We start from the raw sequence: 22,867 nt of genomic DNA on the forward strand, positions 1-22,867 counted from the left end.
TCAACCAATATCAACTTATTGTTAACGATTGGTTGTGATTGAAGTCACTATAACCTATGGCTATCGTTGCTTAAAATGATATATTCGAAACCTCATATTGCGTTTTTTGCAATACCATTTTCGATTACAGCACCCTTGATAAGCAGCCAATAGGACAAGGTTATGGACATACGCTCCCTCAAATTGTACCTGCACTTATGTGACAGTTTGCACTTCGCCAAGACGGCGGAGCAGATGCATGTCAGCCCCTCGACCTTAAGCCGCGCATTACAACGCCTTGAAGAAGAAGTGAACGCAAAGCTGTTTGAGCGGGATAACCGCAGCGTGACCTTAACCCATGCGGGACGCGAGTTTAAATTGTTCGCCGAGCAGACATTGCACCATTGGCGCAATTTGCGGCACAGTATCGATCTCAAGCAAGATGTGCTGCGCGGCACCTTAAATCTTTATTGCTCAGTTACCGCAGCCTACAGCCATCTGCCGCAATTATTGGAGCGTTTTCGCCAGGAACATCCCTTTGTGGAAATTGCGCTCACCACAGGAGATGCTGCCAATGCACTGGCCGAAATACAACAAAATCGCGCCGATATTGCGATTGCCGCGCTACCTGATCCCTTTCCTGCCACACTGCATTTTGCCAAGATTGATGATGTACCGCTTTCATTAATCGCTCCCACCATGCGCTGCGCGGTGCAGCAACAGATTAGCCAAACTCAGATAGACTGGGCACGAGTGCCTTTTATCATTCCAGACCATGGACCAGGGCGGCGCAGAGCCGATAATTGGTTCAAACAGATGGGGATTAGTCCGAATATTTATGCTCAGGTGTCAGGGCAGGAAGCCATAGCGTCTATGGTGGCACTTGGCTGTGGTGTGAGCATTAGCCCAGAAGTGGTGATCAATAATAGTCCGGTACGGGATCGTATTCAGTTGTTACCTTCGCCAGTCAGTATTGCCCCCTTTGAGCTGGGCTGCTGCTGTAAGGTCAAACGCTTGGGCGATCCGATTGTCAATGCGTTTTTAGAGGCGATTTAAGCTTACACGGGATAAAACGTGACTGAGTCCCGTTTTATCCCGTTTTATTGCGCTCGATTAGGTATCTGGCGACATCAACTTCTCGTTAGTGTCGATTCGCGTCACTAGCAATTGGTCAACCTTGTAGGAATCAATGTCCACCACTTCAAACTTATAACCGCCGTAATTTACAAAGTCAGTTCGCTTAGGGATCTTACGCAGCATATACATCATAAAACCAGCGATGGTTTCGTAGTTTTGGCTGTGGGGAAACTCTTCAATACCGAAGGCACGCATCACATCGGTGATTGGCGTCACCCCATCCACTAACCAAGAATTACTATCACGGGCAATAATTTGCTCTTCGCTTTCGTGTAGCGACCAAGCACCCATCACCGCGCGTTGTAAATCGTTGGTGGTCACAATCCCTACCACAAGGGCGTATTCATTCATCACCACGGCGAAATCGGCGCGGCTATTTTTGAAGTATTCCATCGCTTCTGACAAGCTTAAGGTGTCGGGAATAATCAACGAAGTATGCACAAGGCTGGTGTCTTTTAGGGTGATGTTCTCACCGTTAATCACACGGATCAGCAATTCCTTAGCATCCACAAATCCTTTGACCATATCCAATTGGCCATCGCAGACTAAAAACTTTGTATGGGGATCTTCGGCAATCTTACGTTTGATATCCTCTTCACTATCTTGCAGCAAGAAATACACTAAGCTCTCACGGGCAGTCATGGCAGAAGTGACTGAAACGGTTTGCATTTCAAACACGTTCTCCATCATTTGTTGCTCGCCCTTATCTAGCACCCCCGCTTCAGCGCCCGCATTCATCACCGCATAAATATCATCGGAGGTGATTTCATCATTACGGGCAGTCGGGATTTGTAGCAGCTTAAAAATCCCACTGGCCATGCCATTAAAAAACCAGACTAATGGTCTAAGCACGGCTATACAAACACTCATCGGACCAACTACGGCCAAGGCAACCTGCTCTGGCATCGCCATCGCAATACGTTTTGGCATTAAATCCGCGACCAAAATAAAGGCGCTAGTCACGAGTAAAAATGACATTAAAAAGCTCACCTGACTCAGCCAAGGATCGGCTAACCAAGATGAAAGGAATTGATAGAAATAGGGGCGAAATGCCGACTCACCCACAATACCACCCATAATCGCAACAGCATTAAGACCAATTTGTACCACAGTAAAAAAACTGCCGGGATACGACTGTAAATGCAGCACTTTTTCAGCTCTGGCATCGCCTTCATCGGCTAACTGACGTAAACGGATTTTCCGTGATGCGGCCAAAGCAATTTCTGACATGGAAAAGAAACAGCTTGCACCAATTAAACACAATATAATCATCACGTTATCTAAGAGACTCATGTAACACCTTTTGTTTCACACTTGACTTACTTGCACCAACCCGCGCAGTGATTTTCGCGTGGTTAGTTGAATATTGCTCGAGCGCAGGGCTGAGATGTGGCGATAAAGAGCAGTAAGGCGAAAAACCCTTTGCGACACTTTAAAAAATCGCCACGGCGCTTAAAGAGTAAGATGCGTTTATTATATCCGCTAATCGCCCTACTATGCGTGATTCTGCTCTCTGCTGTTGCCCATGGCGCAGATGAGCTTTCCCCATTTAGGTTACGCTTTTGTGTCGAAGAGACTGAATATCCACCATTTAATTACTTTGTTCGACAAGATGGCATTAAGACTTCCACGCTTAGCGGCTACGATATCGACCAGCTAGAACGCACCTTTAACCCCATTGGAATTGATTATGAAGTACTGGCTTTGCCTTGGCTAAACTGTTAAAAAGACGTTCAAAATGGCAGCATAGATGCCGCGATGAGCGCATCGCTCAACCGACAAAGGGCGACTGATTATATCCCATCTGTTGCTTATTATTACCTCAAACTGAGTTATTTTTATTTAAAAGCTGAACTGGACCCGCAATTTCATATCGATGATATCAATCAGTTAGCTAACTTTGGCACGGTTTGCGGTGTTAAAGGATTCAACTACCATAATTTTGGTTGGCGTAAAGATACGCCTATCAGCGCAATTAACTCCCTAAGGCATTTACCCGAAATGCTATTAAAACGAAGATGTAAATTCTTTCTCGCCCGCAAAGAAGTTTTGGCGGGCACCCTAGCCTTAGCGCAGATCGCTGAACTCCCTAAAACCCTAGCGTCACAGGTCTCTCCCCATACCCAACAGGAACCTTTTTATATGCTGATCTCTAAACGTTCAGCTCATAAAGATCTGATTGCTCGCGAGTTTAATAAGCGGGTAACAGAAATGCAGGCTCATCATGAGCTAAATGCTCTATACCAATTCCATATCCAAAAACTTACCCACGGGGACGATAAGGGCAGTAATTCGCCTTAGGACCAATTTGTGGATGATTACGGCAAGTCTCAGGGCGTTGGAGGTAAATAGTGCAGCGGCGGGTTTTATTGTCTAAATACAGGCAATCATCATTCGCCATACGTGCAAGGGTAAATATCGCCGTTTTATGGTTAAAGTTGTCGATAATCCGCGCTTTTTGCAGGCGTTTGGCGATAGCTTTAAGGTCACCTTCTGCTTCAAACTCATCCACTAAAGCCATGCGGACTAAGTCACTCACGGTCACTTCAACGGGAAGTGTACAACAGGTGGCGTAACAGGTATCACACAAGCCTCTACGGTATTTTTGCCAGGTTGATAAGTCATCGATATTAAAAACCAACACATTATTTTTACTACGATTTGACACTCTAAAATCCAACATTAGACATTAATGAGCTTAAATTATAGCAGGCAAAAAAAAGAAGCAAAGCAAACCTGTTATAAATACCTTGAATAAAAAATAATATAGACTCTAGTATATAAATAAGAAAATAACGGCCATACCCTACCAACTTTTAATACGTGACTAAAATCAAAGCATTACATAAAAATCTATGTATAATAGTCTCATTAATAATCACCATCTAATAGAGAGAATCATGCTCATTAAGGCAAAAAAGAACTTAACCGATAGGTTGGCCTATTTTGGTGCTACTAAAGATGAAATATCTATTTTGTTGAATGCTATTCAGATAAAAAAACTGAATGAGGGTGATATATTTTGTTCTACCGGAAGTTCAAAAGGCATTTGTTATCTTGCAAGCGGTACAATAATCACTCGATATAATTTTGGCGAGGGACTTGAAATAATCCCATCAAATACAACTGAAAACACATTTTTATTTACCTCACTCCCTGATTTAATTGATGATAGTCGTTGTGACTATATCTGCTTAGAAGAAGCACTTATTCTTCATTGGAATCCATCAATATTGGATAAGGTTCTCAAAGACAACCGAAAATTAGAAAAAGAACTACTTAAACTATTCATAAAAAAAATTATTTTCATGAATGAACTAGGATATTTAAGAACGTTACTTAGCAAAAGAGACTACATTATTCTAACTATGATATTGATGTTTTCAGTCGATGTAAAAAACAAAGACCCAAGCTATTCTGTTGGACAACAAATTATGTGCAATCACGTTGGTGTGACTCGACAGTTCTACAGTAGTTTTATTCATAATCTGGAACACAAAGGCATCATAAAAACTGAATATAAAAAAATTACACTTTTAAACATTGCAGCATTAAAAGCAGAGTTGTCAGTTGATATCTCGTCATACTTCACAGAAAAACTCAAAGGTTTCTAATTACGTACTCAAAATTTAATACTATTTACAGGTATAGAAAATGGCCAAGCAACATTGTTGCTTGGCCACTTTTATCAACTATTCCTGTTCTTCAGCAACGTTATAAAATTCAAATCCAGCATTACTGCCCAAATTCGAATAAGTTGAGGTGCCAAAATACAGCTCACCATCAATAATGGAGGCATTACGGATACCATTATTACCGCTATTGCCAAAACCATTATAAGTGATCACTTTAGCAGGATTGTCTAAATCTTCAAACACGATAAGATCGGCCCCAGATTTATTCGCCGCCCCTGGTTGCTTCATTGCCCATTCATAGATATAAAACATCGGATTATTAACCGCAACGTCAAACCAAGACTTTCCTGAAACTATATACTCAACACCAACACAGTTATTAGGCCCCATGCAAAAAGAATCTGGTTGTTTAGTTTCTAAACCGAGCCTACGCTCATCAGCCTGAGGAGTTGACACACCTCGAACGAGATCATAATAATCGCGGATTCCACTACCTAAATCGAAGCCCCCAAAATAGACTTTATTATTGTGAGTCACTGCCGTCCAAGCATAGACGTTTAACGGCTCACCCCAACCTGCTGGGCCAAATTTAGGGCTTAAACCCAGTTTATTTGGCTTTTCAGCCCAAACATTACCATCAAAGGTCCACATTTTGTCATAGCCATAAAGCAACTCAGGCTTAAACTGCTCTGGAGTCAAAAACTTATCCATCTTCATTCTAAATAAAGAGGAGGCTCTCCATGAATTAATCGATAACTCTTGCTCTGTTTTAGAGTATTCGCCATCGCCAACTGCTGGGAAGACATCAGGGAAGGCTTGTTTGACCTTATCATAACCACCGGAGTGGCCCACGTGCATAGTACCGAAATAGAGATAACCATTATGCATAGTCATTGCGCCCATTTCGTAACCTTTAGCAATGTTTGCATCTACTTCATAATCATCAGTTGAGAAAATCATCTCAAAGTTAATGGGGTCTGCCTTACTAAAACCATTCTGTGGCATAGGATTAGATGCCAACATTCTGCCACCTTGATAACCTTCATCCTTACCCAATTTAGGATGAGCCCAAGTTGTGACCACTAATCGTGAACTACCCTTTTCATCCGGTGTTTGTACAAATTCACCCGGTAAGCCTTCATAATTAAAATCTGCCGTAGTTACTACTTCAAAGCCATGTAGATCGCCACCGGTTAATGGCGCTTCTTTGGTCCCCACCCAGCGTAATCCCACGGTACCAGCTGTTCCGGCTTGACCTAATGAAGTATCTGGTCCCATAAAGGTATACAGGGCCTGACTGCCATCGGGATGTTTAAGGATGGTCATACGACGAACTGAATCATAAGGGAAATCCGCCTTACCTAAATAGGTACGCGTTTCCGCATTAAAAGCAAATAACCGTAAAAAACCTTCAGCGGCAGCACTAGCATCTTGACTTAAATTGGCGTGCCCCACAAAAAACACGATGCCATCAAACTGACCTGCAGAGCGGAAACCGTAAGTTTTGGCCTCTTCTCCAACATATTGACCATCTTTTATCGCTGTAGGCCCAGTAGTGATGTCATAGGCATAATTTTGGCCAGCAGCATTATTAAATTTGCTTGGGTCAATTATTTCTGTTTTCCCTTTAGTAACATCATAAATATATAGCTGACCTGGACGACGTATATCTACTAAATTACAGGCTAGAATATCTGAATCAAATGCCGTGCTATAAATAGGCAACTTAAGATGCTTCATCATCCAACCGCACCAACCGTTATTTAGGCTACCAAACCAGACTTCATTACCATATTCAGCAACCCCCCAAGCATATGAACCATTACGACGCGCCTTAGCGGGCAATAAATCATTAGCGGCATCTTCGTCAGTTAGGCCTTTGTAGGGTGCAAATTCATTCTTAACATGTGCTCGACCATAATAAATCTCATCTACAGGAGCGATGGTGGTTCTTGCATATTTATAATTAGTTTCCAGCGGTGACGTTGGATTATTATCATCATTATTAGAACATGCGATTAACGTCGTACCAATTACGACTAATCCAACTAAGTTGGAAATTTTGGATACTTTCATCAAATCCATCCTATTTAAGGTTGTTGGTCGGTATTTTTATAACACTTATTCTTTAATTACATAGCCATTTAGCGGATATTGATGTAACCACTAAGTTGATAAGTAACTTGCACTAACAATCATATTGTGTAAAAAAAATGAAAGTCACATCGTAGTTAAATTTATTTAACAATGCTGAGTGAATTAAATAACTCTACTCTATATACGTTGGTAACAATTTTGTATTGAACACATTATAAAATTTTACTGAGTTAATATGGATAGCGGGCTTTAGCGCTATCCATATTTATTACAACTATTACACTTCTGTGATGTTAATAATCTCCCCACGCTGCCCTGATTTAGCATGCACCTTTAACACTAAATTTGGGTGAGTAATAGAAGATGATGGCAAACCTGATATATCGCTATCGTTGCCATACTGTTGCTTTAACTCGGCAATTAAACCAAAATCTAAGGCGCGCTGCGGGCAGGACATCACACAACTTGGTTTGAGGCCCTTGGCAACACGGTCGCTGCAACCATCACACTTAGTCATCACTTTACGTTGTGGATCGATCTGTGGTGCATCATAAGGACAAGCACGAGCACAGCTTTCGCAGCCAATACACAGATCCTGATTCACTTTCACTAAGCCAGTGCTGCGCTCTTTATACATAGCCCCCGTAGGGCAAGCTTTAACACACACCGGATTGCTACAATGGTTGCAACTTATTGAAATATAATAGGCAAATACATCTTGATGGTAAGCACCCTGCCCATCAGCAGTCCAATTTCCACCACAATATTCGTAGGTTCTGCGCCACTGTTTACCGACCTCGATATCACTGCGATCCTTACAGGCCACTTGACACGTTTTGCAACCACTGCACTTAGTGGTATCGACATAAAAACCGTATTGGGTTGGTTCTTGCATGATCAATATCTCTCTCAATTAAGCCTGAACAATTCTGATACGCGCAGTATTGGCGGGGATCCCACGCGCTGTCGGGCTAGCTTTGCGACTAACTAGCACGTTGACACTACCGCCATGATCGACCCCATTCGCATCCGGTTGATGCCATGCCCCATGCCCCATGGCAATCACGCCGGGCATGACTCGCGTAGTGACTTTGGCGGTGATCACCATTTTTGCATCGCGAGGGTTGGTCAAGGTCATTTTTTTGCCGTTAACGACACCATAGCGCTGCGCATCAAGTGGATTAATCCACGCCACTTGATCATTGGCTTCTTTTAACCAAGGATAATTAGCATGAGTTGAATGCACCCGCCCCTTATGATGCCAACTTATCAACTGGAACGGATATTCTGCAGCAAACTCATTATCCTCAGCGCCTTCAGTTGCCGGAATATATTTCCCAATAAAGCTGGTCTCTGTTTCTTCAAACTTTTCAAATCGAGTGCGATTTAATAATGTTAAAGAATAAGCCTCAATTTTTTTAGAAGGAGTATTCAAGGTTACGCCACCATATTTAAATTCACGCAATCCTTTAAATAATGGATTTTCAGAGGCAATACGGCGCACAGGACTGCGGCCTAATACCGACTCATAGGTATCTTCTGGATTATATAAATTAGGCACTTTTTTAGCGTAATGCTCAAAACTCCATTTAACCCATTCATCTTGCGTTTTTAAGCGAGCATAAGAGTGCTCAACACCCATTCGTGCCGCTAATAATCGACAAATCTCCCAAGTACTTTTGGCTTCATACATAGGTTCAATAGCACGTTCAAACACATAGGAATACACCATCATTCCCGAATCATGATCTAACTTATTCGTCACAATATCAGAATTTTCTAAGTTAGTAATACAAGGTAAAATGATATCCGCCATTTTTGCACTCGGAGAAAACATATGATCTATCGCCAAAATAAACAGATCCTGAGCTTCAGGCGCATTATTAAGAATATCTAAAGTATGATTAATATCTGCAGTTTGATTTAATGTCGTGCCACAGGCATTACCAAAAATAAACTTAATCGGATTTTTCAACTCGAGAATATTATCGTGATCCTTTTTTTGCTCTTCCCCGAGCATATGTCGCAGACCATCATCCCGAGAATTAAGTGGACGCTGAACCCCTTCTAACCATTTATAGCCAGGAATGGTAAATTCTGTACCATTAATGACAGCTGACCCCACACTATTACCGACACTGTCGGCTTCCATCCCTGCAACAATCGGTTTGGCGTAAGTTTTGGCGCCAGGTACAGAGCAGAAATTGGTGCCTTTATCACCAACCTTGCCCAGCAAAATTGGCAACATAAATAATGAACGGGCGGCATTTTCACCATTTTGGGCACGCTGAATACCCCAACCTTGAATAAAGAACGGTGTTTTTGCCGCCGCAATTTCACTGGCCAGTGCGCGAATGGTATCGACAGGAATCCCCGTAATTGCTGCTGCCCATTCGGGTGTCTTAGCTTGGCCATCATCTAGCCCTAAAATATGCCCCTTATAACTTTTTGCTAATGGCAACTCAGGATAATGATCGAAAGCCGCTTCTGCGCCATAGCCATAAACTTTACTCTGCAAAAATGCCATATCCAGCGGCGCTTCATCCATCTCAGCAATCCATACATAGGCAATTGCTTCAGCAAGCGCTGCATCGGTACCTGGGCGAATAGGGACCCACTGATCATCACAAACCACCATAGTATCGGTATAACGTGGTTCGATATAAATAGTCTTAAATCCAAATTGACGCTTCAGATTAGTGTAATCGTAAGCAGAACCCGCGCCGCCCATCCGACTTTCCATCGGGTTATAACCAAAACAAATCATCAAATCGGTGCCATTTTTGACATCGAGTAAGGTATTCCCCGTTCCCCACAGATCGTCCCAACCAAAGGTGCTCTTTACCGCATCTTTCATCTGCGCGGCCGAATAACTATCGTGATACATGAGATAGCCAGATGCATCTAACTCCATCGTAAAATCCATCTCTGGAATATAAAGTGGAATTTTCTTCTTGGTTATTTCATGCAAGAACATCATTGCCGCATACATGCCATCGACTTGATAATCATAATCTCCGGTTGCTACGGGTAAATAAATGGATTGTGCACCATAAGTAGTAATCTTAGTGGATAACTCTTGGGCAACGGTATTAATAGCTTCATCCCAACTAATGCGGACATATTGGCCACTGCCTCTTGGTCCAACACGCTTCATGGGATATTTTACACGATCGGCACTATAAGCCTTTTGTTTTTGTGCACGACCTTTTAAACAAGGGCGAATTTCATGATGAGCACCATCGACACTCCAGTTATCCACAAATTTGATATCACCACCGCTTTCAGATTCAATTCGTGTAATAATGCCATTGCGACTATAAACTCTTAATGGACAAGTCTGAAAACAATTACCAATACATGCTGAAAGCTTGGATATTTCAGGCACCTGCTCAGGCGATACCTCTGGCTTTAATACTGGATTTTTATCAGAACCACAACCCACAACGGTAGCAGCAGCCGCACATGAGGCCGACATTTTCAAAAATGCACGTCTTTTCATTAGAATCATCCCCTAAATTTAAAAGCTTTTCTTATATAAGAAACTGACTTGATGGGCATTAAAGTTATTATCCATTAATCCCAGGGTGGTTAAACCCAAAATAGCATCAATATCGACATTCGCGGCATCAGTATCAAAGTAACGTTCATAACGATAACTCAATGAGAGGCTATCTGACTTTGATAATTCATAATTTAAACTAATATCAAACTGATGCGTAAAATTAAAATAATCAGCAGACGCTCGCGGTTGAATTCGGCTCTGACTATCTGATTCACTATAGCGATAATCCATATTAATGCTTAACGGCAAATCAAATAACTCTTGATATATGGCACCCGCACCAACATAGACAAAAGAGTCTTGAGTATCTGCTAACCAATTTAGGTCACTTTCAAAGCCGCTGCTTTGGTTATTATCAATTTGCTCAACACCTGCATTGGCATAAATTCTGAGCTGATTATTTACCGTTACATTTGAATATACATCCACCCCGATACTGGTGCTTTCAGTCAATCCTAAGCGAGTATGTATATAGTCATTATATTTGTATTGGGTTTTGACACCCAAATCCAAAAACTGATAGGTGTAATTTGCACCGAAGTTAAATGCCCCCCCCTCCATATCAGCCAGGTAATACTTCCTGATAATAGCATTGCTACTCTCTGAGGTGAGTTGATTGGCCTCGTAGGCCGAACCATCACGTTGCAGATAACTCAATTTTGCATTTAACTTAAGATTAGGGTTGAATCGATAATCAGCCTTTACCCAAAACTGGTTTTCATCAACCTCTTCACGCTCTTGATCTTGGCGTACAGTATTTTTTAATTCGAAGCCTACTTCAGACTTCAGTTCACGATTAAACTGATACTGAGTACTCAGATTGTATTTATTAATTTCCTTATCCAGCAATCGCGTAACTTGCCCATAATCACCTAATTGGTAACGCGCGCCTGAATGCTCTCTGGAGCTCGACTCAAAAGCACCTTTAACCTTCCATTGAGTATTGAACCTATGATCAATTGAAAGGTGATTGTTGCTCAGTTCGACTTTACCATTCCAAGCTAAATAATCACTGTCGCTATGATAAAGCAGGTCATCATCTTGTTGCTGAACACCTCTTGCAACATTCATCGCGAATAAAGTGTTATCTAGCTGCATAAAACCGCTTACTGCCAATTGATGACTTTCATTATCAGGCGCATCGGCATATAACTGATTTCCATTAAAATCAGTTATAGCATCAATTGAATTACTAAATAAAGAACCGCTGTAATCAAGCTTTAATTGCCATTGTTCACCAGACAATCCCACAAAGGCATCTAGAGTATTCGTTTCTGTATCATAGGGTTTGATGATATTCTGAACTTTTTGCTTTAAAGGTGCTTGCCGCTGTAAAAGACCGAGAGCCTTGTTGCCATAGGCATTGTCATACTTATAGGTAATCCCATTAAACACATTCAAATCAAACAAATTGAACTCTAGGTCAACTTTAAAACCAAACTCATCCCTTTGTTTGTATAAATCATCACGATAAGCTTTATTTGTGATCAACCCATTCTGATCGATGTATTGAGCCGAATAAGCATTGTTCGCATCTTGTTGGAATTTTGTAGATCCAAAGACACTCGCACGATATAAGCCATATTCACCAATACTGACCTGACCATAGGCTATATTAGGATCTGTCATATAGGCTTTAGCATGCAGTTGCTGACTACCTGTACGCATTTTGACATTCGCATCAACAAGTGCATCAAGGCCAGCTGTCGTCCCCAAGCTATTAAGTGTACGCTTATTGTCACTATCGGTATGGGCAACACCAACTTGCATATTGCCTGACATCGTTTTTTCTGAACATTGTTTACATGTCCAATTTTTAATATCAACTAATTGCGGTTCTTTATTCACAAATGTCGTGTCAAGCGCATATGCCTGAAAGCAAAATCCTGCCATCGCTAAAGCAATTGTCGTTTTACTTAACTTCATTACTCACTCCATTACTTCAGTAACTTATTGCCAGAAGGATGATTTGAACCGTGTATTTGATTGTGGCAATTTAAACAACTACCTGAACTATTAAATACATTCGTGCCGGCAATGCCTTGATCCACAGCAGCATGGGGATTACCGTTATGGCATTGCTGACATAACAATGGCGCTCTGGTCTTTAATAAATTGTCATTCACACTTCCGTGAGCATTATGGCAATGGGTGCAATCATCAACGACGGGGGCATGCTCCCAAAGCAGTGGCCCTCTTTTATCCGCATGGCAGGTATAACAGGTTTGGTTAATATTATTTTTTATCAAATCAACATCATTAATTGTGCCATGTGCTCCATGACATGCAGTACATGTCATCTGCCCATTTGTTAGCGGGTGTGATGAACGCATTAATGTCTGATGACTTTCTGCTTGGTGGCAATCGGCACACACTTTATTTTGGCTTACTGCGTTTGCCAATATAGGATCCACCTCTGCGTGAATATTATGGCAACTACTGCAAGCTTGTTGCTGATGGGCTGCATTATGCCAATCACTTTGCATCTCATTTTTATGGCAAGATAAACAAATACCATTTTGTTTATTGATATCAATATTTCCTTGCTCACCAAAGGTGATCATTGGTTCATTTTTTCCACGATGCTTACCCTGTGGCCCGTGACAGGTTTCACATTGTAAACCTGCCATCGGCCCTTTTTGATTGGATATGCCATGGGCTGAATTAAAAAAACTGCTAACCTTTTCATCTTTTTTATGGCAGGTGAGGCAGGTATCTGCACCACTCTTAGAATATTGCTTCTCTTCAAACTTCTTAATTAATAATGACTCTAGATTTTCTGCAGCAATGGTAAGCGATGACAGGCAAAAAGCGCTAATAAATATTAGCTTAAATAAAAGTATTTTTTTCATATTAAAATACAATCCCAATATTGATTTTTTTACCAAACATAGCAACAAACAACCCCATTCAAATGGGTTATTTTGAAAGCATATTTTTGACTGAGGATGATACGTTTTTATTAATCTGTGCAAATACATCCGACGCAACTAACAATGCTTGATACAGGTTAGGTGTTTGACCGGTTACAGCTCCTTGCTTATTAATTTCTAACCAAATATTGATCATTGAAATAATCAACTGCTGTGCTTGTTCAATCTTTGCGGTTATCAACACAGTATTTACAACATCATTAGCAACAAACAGTAAACACTGGGTAAAACTTTCATCATCCAGAGGCATATCAGGCGAACGAATGAACTCATCCAATCTAGCGCTATCCATTTCATTAAACACTGCCATAGAAATGAGACTGCTAATACTCGCTATCGTCGTCGCGCCTTTAAAAAGATCAACAATCTCCGGATGGGAACACATGCTAATTGATAATCGATTAGATAGTATTGACTTAGCATATTGAACATTCACTGTAAACAGTAAACTCATCAAATTGACCTAATATTTTTTAGATTATTTGCCATCATGATGCGTTCTATCATTATGGTTAAATTATCAAGATAGACTTTGGAAAGCCCAGCAATAGCCTGATAAAAATCCGTGCTGGCAGCAGCCAGTAAATTATTCAAAAATTGTTCCGACCAAGGTAATAAATGCTCTTTTAGTAAAATGTCGATATGACGCACATTTTGCAGGTAATTCATATCATCATGTAAATTATTTAACATATGCCCTAGTGTTTGCATAAAGAATGCAAAATGATCGATAGGCTCATTTGCTCGGCACTCAAGTTTAATTCCGACACTGTCATAAAACTTGGATAACTCTAATGTACTTTTATCATTTAGCAGCCTTGTGATGGACAGATAAAATGATCCCCACGGCACTGCTTTAAGGCTGTTAGGGCCAATAAATAACTGACCAAAGTCTAATTGTAACTTAGTCAATTCTGCATCGGTTTCTTGCCAAGAAATTATATACCTATCTAATTTTGAGATTGATGTTTCTTCGAGAGTACTGTTATCAAAGCGTGGCCACGCTTGTGCAAACTCATCTGCTTTAAGCTGATTAATATACTCAACATCATTAGGGTAATTATAAATTAATGATCCAAGCATGGACCCAGCACCTGCATATAGTTCATAGTCAAATGAGGATTTGCTCATCAAAATCACCCTATTATTACTATTAAATAGTTTATATGTTTAATAAAATTAGTCATATACCAACAACATCTAATCACTTTACAATTCAAAATTAACCTATAGTTTGAATAAATTTTGTAACCCTATTTACATTTCATGACACAAAGTCATTTTTTGTGACCACTGTCAAGTTATAGTTTAAACATATTCACCAATAGCTAATATTTAATCACCTTAATTTTAAAGATTAATTTATGACTATATAAGTTTTATCTTTATTTGAAAAAATAACATTCTGGAATTCTCATTATTGAGACATTTTTATTTCGCTATTTTCCTCTGTAACATTAAAACTTTATGAAAATCTAAAATAATCAATTTGCAAACTATGAACTATACATGCAAGCGCCACACACTATTGTTTAGTAATGAATCAGAATGTTTAGCCTTGAGTTAATAAACCCTAAGATTGCCTTACGCCTATTCTCTGTTAGTATATGTATAAATTCACAGTGATTGAGTGCTAACGACTTGCAGCAATTGGATCTTGTTCCGATCACCGAACTCAAGGGTGTCGCCAAAAGAGTCGCGGAAAAACTCGCCAAACTCGGCATCACAACAGTACAAGATCTGCTGTTTCACTTGCCCCTGCGCTACGAAGACCGCACGCAAATCTACCCCATCGCCGCACTCATGCCCGGAAATTACGGCACCATTGAGGCCGAAATCCAGTCGACTCAAATCCTTCAAGGCCGTAAACGCATGCTCGTCTGCAATGTGCGTGACAATACTGGCAGTATGAGCCTGCGCTTTTTTAACTTTTCAATGGCGCAGCGCAATGCGATGCAAAACGGGTTAATGATCCGCGCCTATGGCGAGATTCGCCGCGGCAATCATCAAGCAGAAATCGTGCATCCCGAATATAAAATCGTCTATCCGGGTGAGGATATTCACCTAAGCGATACACTCACGCCCATTTATCCAACGACTGAAGGGCTCAAGCAAGCGAGTTGGATTAAGCTCACCGAGCAGGCGCTCGAATTATTAGAAGATGGCGGCTTGACCGAGTTATTACCCGCCGATTTGCAGCCGAACAATATGAGCCTAAAACAGGCGCTGCAAACCCTGCATCGCCCCCATGCGGGGATTTCACAATTTGATTTAGAGCTTGGTCAACACCCCGCACAGCAGCGACTGGTACAAGAAGAGTTACTCGCCCACAACCTCAGTATGCTGCGTCTTAGACAACGCAGTAATCTAGACGCCGCCGTGACCATGCATGCCACAGGGCAATTACTAAACCCTTTTCTTACCTCACTGCCCTTTAAACCCACAGGCGCGCAGCAACGTGTCGTTGCCGAGATAGGTAAAGATTTAGCACAACCGCATCCCATGATGCGCTTGGTGCAAGGCGATGTTGGCTCGGGCAAAACCTTAGTTGCCGCCCTCGCCGCCCTGCAGGCCATCGAAAACGGCTATCAAGTGGCCATGATGGCCCCTACCGAGTTACTCGCCGAGCAACACGCTGCCAATTTTGCTGCGTGGTTTGAGCCGTTAGGATTAAAAGTCGGATGGCTTGCAGGTAAGCTTAAAGGTAAAGCTCGCGCGCAATCTTTAGCGGATATTGAATCTGGCGCCGCCCAAATAGTGATCGGCACCCACGCCATTTTTCAGCAGCAGGTTATCTTCCACAAGCTCGCCTTGATCATCATCGACGAACAGCACAGATTCGGCGTCCACCAGCGCATGGGACTCAGGGAAAAAGGCATCAACCAAGGTTTTCATCCGCATCAATTGATCATGACGGCAACCCCGATCCCACGGACGTTAGCCATGACGGCCTACGCCGATTTAGATACCTCGATTATCGATGAGTTACCCCCTGGACGCACGCCCGTTACCACAGTCGCCATACCCGATTCGCGCCGTAATGAAGTACTCGAGCGCGTCCGCAACAGCGTGATCACGGACAAGCGCCAAGCCTATTGGGTCTGCACCTTAATTGAAGAGTCTGAAGTGCTCGAGTGTCAGGCCGCCGAAGATACCGCTGAAGAATTGCGCCAAGCGCTCCCAGAGCTGACCATAGGTTTAGTACATGGCAGGATGAAAAGTGCTGAAAAGCAAAAGATTATGGCGGACTTTAAAGCGGGAACCATCAATTTATTGGTGGCAACGACAGTTATTGAAGTCGGCGTAGATGTCCCTAACTCCAGCTTAATGATTATCGAAAACCCCGAGCGATTGGGGCTTGCACAGCTGCATCAACTGCGCGGGCGCGTAGGGCGCGGTGCCGTAGCCAGCCATTGTGTGTTACTCTACAAGGCGCCATTGAGTCAAACCGCAAGTCAGCGGTTGAATGTACTGCGGCAGAGTAATGATGGTTTTGTTATCGCCCAGAAAGACTTAGAGATACGTGGTCCCGGCGAAGTATTAGGCACTAAACAAACAGGGCTAGCCGAGCTTAAGATAGCTGATTTAGTTCGAGATCAAGCGCTTATACCACATATCCAAAAGCTTGCGAATCATGTGATGTCGCAAGCACCCGATGCGGTTGATGCCATTATTCATCGTTGGCTTGGACACAGGCAACAATATGTTCAAGCGTAAACCTTAAGCTAACCCCTTCAAGGTAAAATAAATTCAAACTGTTCAGCTAACCTCTATGGACAAGCGCGTGTAAACTTGCAAAATAAACTTGCAACCTGAACCAAGGCGGCACTTGCACTTTAATGTTAGCACTATGATATTCACCACGTTACCTTGACACTTAAGCGAAGGATGTAAAATGCAAGTTAATCAAGATGATAGAATTACACCTCAAGAGACCTCCTCTAGCAGTAATCGCTTTGCATTGATTGCGATTGTGCTCGTCATCCTGCTCTCTGCGGGAGGTTATTACTACTACAGTAAAGATGACTCTCCAAAGCTCATTCCTAATGCACCGATAGTGCTACCAGAGCCTCCGTCCTCTGAACCACTCACGCTGGAAACAACCCCTGAACCTGAAACGACAACCGTGGTTAACGAGACGCCAGCAGTCACAACCCCCACAGACACAACTGTTACACCTGTGGAGCCTCAAGTGCCCGCTGAAATCGTACCAAGCTTGCCTGAGAGCGATGCTTTTGTGCATCAAAAAGCGCTAGCGATCATCAATAACAATGTCGTTGGATCATCCTTAGTCAATCAAGATCTGATCCGTCAGTTTGTGGTCTTTGTCGATAACTTGGCTCAGGGCGAACTCACCCGCAAAGTCAGCCCAGTGAAAGGCCCTGAAAAGTTATTTACTGTGTCTGAAATTACTAACAAAGTGTATTTAAATCCAGAGAGTTACCACAGATACGATGCCTACGCGACCGTGATTGCTAATATGGATCAGCAAAGTTTAATGCACACCTACAAGCAACTCACGCCGCTGTTTGATGAGGCCTTTGCAGAACTGGGTTATAGCAACGCCAAATTCAATGACAGAATGCTACAAGCGATTAAGGTAATGCTCGCAGCGCCTATCATTGAAGAACCCATAGAACTGAGTTCAATTAGCGTAAACTATCGCTTCGTCGATCCCAATTTAGAAGCCTTGCCCAGCGCCCAAAAATTGCTTGTCCGTATGGGCCCAGAGAACACCCGCAAAGTGAAAGCCGCGCTGCGTAAAATGGAAAATCAACTCGCACAATAGCTTGATATCCAATCCGTTGTTACAACATAAATAATAAACAGGCGCCTCGAGCGCCTGTTTATTAATGATCTCGTTGTCTGTTCAACTGGGATTAAGCAACTTAGTCTACACTGCCTCTCTTCTCACTCCCCGACCTGAAAACTATGTTATCCAACAGTGACAAATCGCTATCCCATTGCATTTTATTAACCTCAGGTATGCAAATGGCTTCATAAAAACTAGGGACTTAGTGTAGAATGTGCCATTCAATAAATGGGGGAATTGTGTTCGTAAATCCAACGAGCGAACAGCGATAAGCTAATCAATTCATTAGTATTTTCGCTTAGTTAGGGATAACTAAGACAGCTTTAAATCGTGTCGAGGCAAAGTAGTGCAACTCAGATTCAGCATCCTCTCTTGGGGCGCATGGTCTCCAAAGTATCAGCAGCATGATGACTGGCAAACTTGGTGCAAGCACTTGGCTGAAACAACCAAAGAGCATGATCTCACCGATGGAATTTCTCCAGCCCTTCCCCAAGTGCCAGCCATGCAGCGCAGGCGCTTTAGTCGTTTAACTAAAATGATGTTGGATGTGAGTTTTCAATGCGATGCTCCGCCTAACTGCCGTTCGATATTCGCTTCTCGCCACGGTGAACTACATCGCACCATTGGCTTGCTCGAAGATATTATCGCTAAGCAACCGCTTTCGCCCTTAGGTTTTAGTCAATCAGTGCATAACACTGGCAGCGGTATTTTTGGCATTTTAGCCCATAACACCGCCCCTTCGACCTCGGTTGCCGCGGGCACTGAAACCCTTTCCCAAGCCATGGTAGAAGCTTTCGCCCAGCTACATCAATCCGCCGAGCCGCTATTACTGGTTTTTGGCGATGACCCTGTGCCGCCGGTATACGATGAGTTTACCCAAGAGAATGAGCTCCCCTTAGCTTTAGGTTTAATCCTCGCGCCTGCCAGTCATACTGCGCCAGTCAAACTCACGCTCAGCCAGTTGACCCAAGCACAACAACAAAACACTCCAGCACTATCCTACGGCATGTTAATCCATGCGTTAGCCACCTCACAAAACATTGCTGGCTGTTTATCCCATTGGCACTGGAGCGTAGAACATGGCTAATCCCGCTCCACAGGGTGCACAGTTCAATGTCGCTTATACGCTGCCTGAAAAACGCCGCGCGGGGATACACTACATCCCCCGCTGGCTCGGTGGCGTCAGTTGCTATATCGCCTTTGGCTTGGGTGGACTATTAAGTTCGCTCACCATATTACCATTACTGCGTTTTTGGCCCGGCACACCTGAGGCTAGGATTATCCGCGTACAAAAAGCCGTGCATTTTATGTTTAAGGGCTTTGTCGCCATGCTAACGCGGGCTGGGGTTATCAAAGTTAGCACCCATAATGCCGAGCAACTTCATCGCGCCAAGGGGGTGATCGTCATTGCCAATCACCCAAGCCTAGTGGATGTGGTAGTGTTGATAAGCCTCATGCCCAATGCAGGTTGTATCGTTAAACAAGGCCTTTGGCGTAATCCGTTTTTGCGCGGTGTGGTGTCCTGTGCGGGCTACATCCCGAATCGCGGCGCTGAGTTGATGCTCGAAGATTGCCGTGAAGTGCTCGCCAGAGGCACCAATTTAATTATCTTCCCTGAAGGTACTCGCACGGTATTTGGTCTAACAATCAATGAGTTTGCCCGGGGCGCGGCCAATATTGCGATTCGTACCCAAGCCGATATTTTACCCGTGGTGTTACGCACCAATGTGCGCGGTTTGACAAAGGAGCAGCCTTGGTATGAGATCCCGAGGCAGACCATGGGAATGGCCGTCGAAATCGGCAATACAATTTCTCACCAAGCCTATCAAGCCCCTTTGGGTGAGCATGCGAAAATGGCCCGACAATTAACTCGGGACCTTGAACAATATTATCAACAACAACTCGAAAGCAATTATGACTTTACACAATGAAATTAAACAGTTAATTATCGACTGCCTCGACCTCGAAGATGTCAGTATTGATGATATTGAAACCGATGCGCCCCTATTTGGTGACGGACTCGGACTCGATTCTATCGACGCCCTCGAGTTAGGGTTAGCCATCAAAAAAAAATTTGATGTCAAAATCGAAGCCAACTCGGATAGCACTAAGGCACATTTTTACAGTGTGGCCAGCCTTGCTAAATTTATCGAATCACAGCGCCCATAGGAGAGGAAAATGCAAAACCGTGAACAAATCCTCGCTATGCTGACCACGATTTTAGTGGATGAGTTTGAAATCGATGCCGACGCGATTACCCCCGACGCCAATCTTTACGAAGAATTAGATTTAGACAGCATTGATGCCGTCGATCTGGTGATAAAACTGCAGCAACTGACAGGCAAAAAAATTCAGCCCGATGAATTTAAATCAGTTCGCACCGTCAATGATGTGGTCAACGCCATTGAAGGCCTAGTGAAAGACTAATGCGCGTCCTGCTACAGGTGCTCACCGCACTCGCGCTGATCGCCTACCCAGTTGCCGTGTATTTGGGGCTAAATTATCTACCCGCAGGCACGATCGCCTTAGTGCTATGTCTGTTGTTGATAGTGCGTTTAATGCTGCAAAAGCAAAGGGTTAAAACCTTAGCCTTGCCTTTGCTTGTGGGGATTGCACTCACAGCCGGCAGTTTTGTGGCAAAGCGTAGTGACTGGCTGTTGTATTACCCAGTGGTGATTAACCTCACCATGTTAGCCCTGTTTAGCTATTCGCTATACCAAGGCCCAAGCATGATAGAGCGGCTCGCGCGGTTAAAAGAGCCTGATTTGCCGGATGAAGCCATAGGTTACCTTAAAAAAGTCACCCTCCTTTGGTGTGGCTTATTTATCTTAAATGGCACCATGGCGGCTTATACCGCCTCGTTTACCAGCTTAGCAACTTGGACTTTGTACAACGGTTTGATTGCATATGTACTCATGGGACTGCTCCTCGGTGGGGAATGGTTATATCGCAGCTTTTGGTTGAAGAAAACATGACACAGCTACTCAAAAACTGGTTAATCCAGGGGCCATTCGCCCAACAACTGATCAGCTTTAACCACCATGACATAGTCACAGGTGTTTTGTTTACCAATCAGGTGGCCCATTTTTATGAGCAGCTGCGCCAAACGCCTGAGCAAAAATGGCTACTGGCGAGTGATACCAGCGATCTGTTTGCCGTCGGCCTATGCGCCGCACTCTTGGCGGGTAAAGAAATTATTTTGCCGCCCAACACCCAAACCGGCACCTTGAGCGAACTAACACACCAATTTGAAGGCATATTGTCCGACAAACCATTGTGCGAAAGTCACGCTTTTATCCTATTGAATAAAGAGTTGAGCCTGCCCACCAAACCTTGGCCCAAGAGCGACACCTTTGGTGAACTGCTGCTGTTTACCTCGGGCAGCAGTGGCGAGCCTAAAGCCATTGGCAAAAGCTTACGCCAGCTTGATGCCGAAGTATCGGTGCTCGAGCATACCTTCGCCGAACATTTACCCCATTGCAGTGTGGTTTCAACCGTTTCCCATCAGCATATCTATGGCTTGCTGTTTAAAATTCTCTGGCCATTAGCCGCCAGTAGACCATTTTTAAGCGAGCAGATTGAATACCCTGAGACCTTAAGCTACTACACGGCGCTGTTGCCGAATTTGTGTTTAATCAGTAGTCCGGCACAATTATCCCGTTTGCCGAAGGCACTGGAACATGAACGCCAATTACGTTCACCCAGCTTGGTCTTTAGCTCCGGCGGCCCCTTAAGTTTCACCGCCGCCCAAGGTGTCGCCCAATGTTATGGCCATTTACCCATAGAGATTTTTGGCAGTACCGAAACCGGCGGTATTGCCTATCGCCGTCAACATGAGGCCGATGAACTTTGGCAAGTGTTTGAACAAATTACCATAGACCAAGACGCTGACGATGGCGCCCTGCTGCTTAAGTCACCCTATTTAGCCGACGATCAATGGTTACGCTGCGAAGATAAAATTGAGCCGACGACCAATGGCCAATTTAGACTCAAAGGCAGGCTCGATCGCATTGTTAAGATTGAAGAAAAACGCCTGTCGCTGGCGCAAATGGAGACCCTACTGTGTAGCCATGCCTATGTCGAGCAGGCCGCCTTGGTCGTATTGCCCCAGTTCAAATCCCAGTTAGGAGCCGTCATTACCCTGTCGCCATTGGGCCGTAGCGTGCATCAAGAGCAGGGAAAACTCAGTATCAACAATGCCTTAAAAGCGCATCTGCTGACCCAGTTTGAACGAGTAACCTTGCCGCGCCGCTGGCGTTACCCCGACATCCTACCGTTAAACACTCAGGGTAAGCGTGTCGCCGCCCAGCTAGTTGAGTTATTTGACCATGATTAAGTCGAGTTTACCGCCGATACTCACGTCGCAGATCGGCCCTGATAGCATCGAATTACGCCTGCTGGTCGCCGCCGATCTCGAGTATTTTAACGGCCATTTCCCCGAGCAAGCCGTGCTCCCCGGCGTGACTCAACTCGATTGGGCCGTACGCTTAGGCTGCGAACACTTTGGTTACAGCGCTGCGGTCGCCAATCTAGAAGTACTAAAATTTCAGCAACTTATTCTGCCTGGGCAGGAAGTGACCTTAGTCATTAGTCATAATGCCACCAAGGAAAAACTCACCTTCGCCTACAGCGATGGCGACCACCGCTATGCCTCAGGCCGTATTAGCTTTGCCAGCAAACAAGATGATGGAGCGGCGCAGTGAGCGAC

The 22,867-nt window shown here is 43.6% G+C and carries 22 protein-coding genes; 13 read left to right on the forward strand and 9 right to left on the reverse strand.

Annotation, left to right across the window (positions count from 1 at the left end):
- Nucleotides 1-162: 162 nt before the first annotated feature.
- Nucleotides 163-1,035 carry an HTH-type transcriptional activator IlvY gene (ilvY, locus tag SO_RS20205; protein ID WP_011074007.1) on the forward strand — a complete coding sequence of 291 codons (873 nt, stop codon included), beginning with the start codon at nt 163-165 and terminating at the stop codon, nt 1,033-1,035.
- Nucleotides 1,036-1,092: 57 nt separating this feature from the next.
- On the opposite strand, the gene paeA is transcribed toward ilvY, so the two are convergent.
- Nucleotides 1,093-2,409, reverse strand: coding sequence for a polyamine export protein PaeA (paeA, locus tag SO_RS20210; RefSeq protein WP_011074008.1), 1,317 nt, complete (start codon nt 2,407-2,409; stop codon nt 1,093-1,095).
- Between the two features lie 171 nt (nt 2,410-2,580).
- Between paeA and SO_RS23310 the strand changes: the two genes are divergently transcribed.
- Nucleotides 2,581-2,841, forward strand: a complete 261-nt coding sequence (locus SO_RS23310) for a hypothetical protein (RefSeq protein ID WP_238560520.1) — start codon at nt 2,581-2,583, stop codon at nt 2,839-2,841.
- A gap of 33 nt (nt 2,842-2,874) precedes the next feature.
- Nucleotides 2,875-3,417, forward strand: a complete 543-nt coding sequence (locus tag SO_RS23315; protein ID WP_238560521.1) for a hypothetical protein — start codon at nt 2,875-2,877, stop codon at nt 3,415-3,417.
- On the opposite strand, the gene SO_RS20220 is transcribed toward SO_RS23315, so the two are convergent.
- On the reverse strand, nt 3,380-3,784 hold the full coding sequence (locus SO_RS20220; RefSeq protein WP_011074009.1) for a YkgJ family cysteine cluster protein: 405 nt from the start codon (nt 3,782-3,784) through the stop codon (nt 3,380-3,382). The genes SO_RS23315 and SO_RS20220 overlap by 38 nt on opposite strands.
- A 232-nt stretch (nt 3,785-4,016) precedes the next feature.
- On the opposite strand from SO_RS20220, the gene SO_RS20225 reads away from it, so the two are divergent.
- Nucleotides 4,017-4,730, forward strand: a complete 714-nt coding sequence (locus SO_RS20225) for a Crp/Fnr family transcriptional regulator (protein WP_011074010.1) — start codon at nt 4,017-4,019, stop codon at nt 4,728-4,730.
- A 78-nt stretch (nt 4,731-4,808) separates the two neighbouring features.
- Here the strand turns inward: SO_RS20225 and SO_RS20230 are convergent, their stop codons facing one another.
- The 7 genes from SO_RS20230 to SO_RS20260 all read right to left on the reverse strand — a co-directional run bounded on the left by SO_RS20230 (nt 4,809) and on the right by SO_RS20260 (nt 14,477).
- The gene (locus SO_RS20230; protein WP_011074011.1) at nt 4,809-6,827 is read right to left on the reverse strand and encodes a lipoprotein; all 2,019 of its coding nucleotides are present in this window, start codon (nt 6,825-6,827) and stop codon (nt 4,809-4,811) included.
- A gap of 298 nt (nt 6,828-7,125) precedes the next feature.
- Entirely contained in the window at nt 7,126-7,743 is a 618-nt protein-coding gene (locus tag SO_RS20235; RefSeq protein WP_011074012.1) for a DMSO/selenate family reductase complex B subunit, read from the reverse strand.
- Nucleotides 7,744-7,761: 18 nt separating this feature from the next.
- Nucleotides 7,762-10,350: a dimethyl sulfoxide reductase subunit A gene (locus SO_RS20240; protein WP_011074013.1), complete on the reverse strand. Its 2,589-nt coding sequence runs from the start codon at nt 10,348-10,350 to the stop codon at nt 7,762-7,764.
- Nucleotides 10,351-10,368: 18 nt separating this feature from the next.
- Nucleotides 10,369-12,339: an MtrB/PioB family decaheme-associated outer membrane protein gene (locus SO_RS20245; RefSeq protein WP_011074014.1), complete on the reverse strand. Its 1,971-nt coding sequence runs from the start codon at nt 12,337-12,339 to the stop codon at nt 10,369-10,371.
- A gap of 11 nt (nt 12,340-12,350) precedes the next feature.
- Nucleotides 12,351-13,301: a DmsE family decaheme c-type cytochrome gene (locus tag SO_RS20250; RefSeq protein ID WP_238560522.1), complete on the reverse strand. Its 951-nt coding sequence runs from the start codon at nt 13,299-13,301 to the stop codon at nt 12,351-12,353.
- 31 nt (nt 13,302-13,332) lie between these two features.
- On the reverse strand, nt 13,333-13,800 hold the full coding sequence (locus SO_RS20255; protein WP_011074016.1) for an oxidoreductase associated protein: 468 nt from the start codon (nt 13,798-13,800) through the stop codon (nt 13,333-13,335).
- Complete coding sequence (locus SO_RS20260; RefSeq protein WP_011074017.1) at nt 13,800-14,477, reverse strand: TorD/DmsD family molecular chaperone; 678 nt, start codon at nt 14,475-14,477, stop codon at nt 13,800-13,802. The genes SO_RS20255 and SO_RS20260 overlap by 1 nt, the downstream gene beginning before the upstream one ends.
- A 510-nt stretch (nt 14,478-14,987) precedes the next feature.
- Here SO_RS20260 and recG point away from each other — a divergent pair.
- From recG to SO_RS20305, 9 genes are all read left to right on the forward strand, one after another.
- Complete coding sequence (recG, locus tag SO_RS20265) at nt 14,988-17,063, forward strand: ATP-dependent DNA helicase RecG (protein ID WP_011074018.1); 2,076 nt, start codon at nt 14,988-14,990, stop codon at nt 17,061-17,063.
- A 178-nt stretch (nt 17,064-17,241) separates the two neighbouring features.
- On the forward strand, nt 17,242-18,135 hold the full coding sequence (locus SO_RS20270) for a DUF3014 domain-containing protein (RefSeq protein WP_011074019.1): 894 nt from the start codon (nt 17,242-17,244) through the stop codon (nt 18,133-18,135).
- Nucleotides 18,136-18,505: 370 nt separating this feature from the next.
- Nucleotides 18,506-19,246, forward strand: coding sequence for a beta-ketoacyl synthase chain length factor (locus tag SO_RS20275; RefSeq protein ID WP_011074020.1), 741 nt, complete (start codon nt 18,506-18,508; stop codon nt 19,244-19,246).
- Nucleotides 19,239-20,090 carry a lysophospholipid acyltransferase family protein gene (locus SO_RS20280; RefSeq protein ID WP_011074021.1) on the forward strand — a complete coding sequence of 284 codons (852 nt, stop codon included), beginning with the start codon at nt 19,239-19,241 and terminating at the stop codon, nt 20,088-20,090. The genes SO_RS20275 and SO_RS20280 overlap by 8 nt, the downstream gene beginning before the upstream one ends.
- Entirely contained in the window at nt 20,074-20,328 is a 255-nt protein-coding gene (locus tag SO_RS20285) for a phosphopantetheine-binding protein (protein ID WP_011074022.1), read from the forward strand. Before SO_RS20280 ends, SO_RS20285 begins: the two co-directional genes overlap by 17 nt.
- 9 nt (nt 20,329-20,337) lie before the next feature.
- On the forward strand, nt 20,338-20,586 hold the full coding sequence (locus SO_RS20290) for an acyl carrier protein (protein ID WP_011074023.1): 249 nt from the start codon (nt 20,338-20,340) through the stop codon (nt 20,584-20,586).
- Nucleotides 20,586-21,134, forward strand: coding sequence for a COG4648 family protein (locus SO_RS20295; RefSeq protein ID WP_011074024.1), 549 nt, complete (start codon nt 20,586-20,588; stop codon nt 21,132-21,134). Before SO_RS20290 ends, SO_RS20295 begins: the two co-directional genes overlap by 1 nt.
- On the forward strand, nt 21,131-22,495 hold the full coding sequence (locus SO_RS20300; RefSeq protein ID WP_011074025.1) for an AMP-binding protein: 1,365 nt from the start codon (nt 21,131-21,133) through the stop codon (nt 22,493-22,495). Before SO_RS20295 ends, SO_RS20300 begins: the two co-directional genes overlap by 4 nt.
- Nucleotides 22,488-22,862 carry an ApeI family dehydratase gene (locus SO_RS20305; protein WP_011074026.1) on the forward strand — a complete coding sequence of 125 codons (375 nt, stop codon included), beginning with the start codon at nt 22,488-22,490 and terminating at the stop codon, nt 22,860-22,862. The genes SO_RS20300 and SO_RS20305 overlap by 8 nt, the downstream gene beginning before the upstream one ends.
- The last annotated feature ends 5 nt before the right edge of the window (nt 22,863-22,867 follow it).

Origin of the sequence: Shewanella oneidensis MR-1 (assembly GCF_000146165.2) — a bacterium.
Classification (GTDB): domain Bacteria; phylum Pseudomonadota; class Gammaproteobacteria; order Enterobacterales; family Shewanellaceae; genus Shewanella; species Shewanella oneidensis.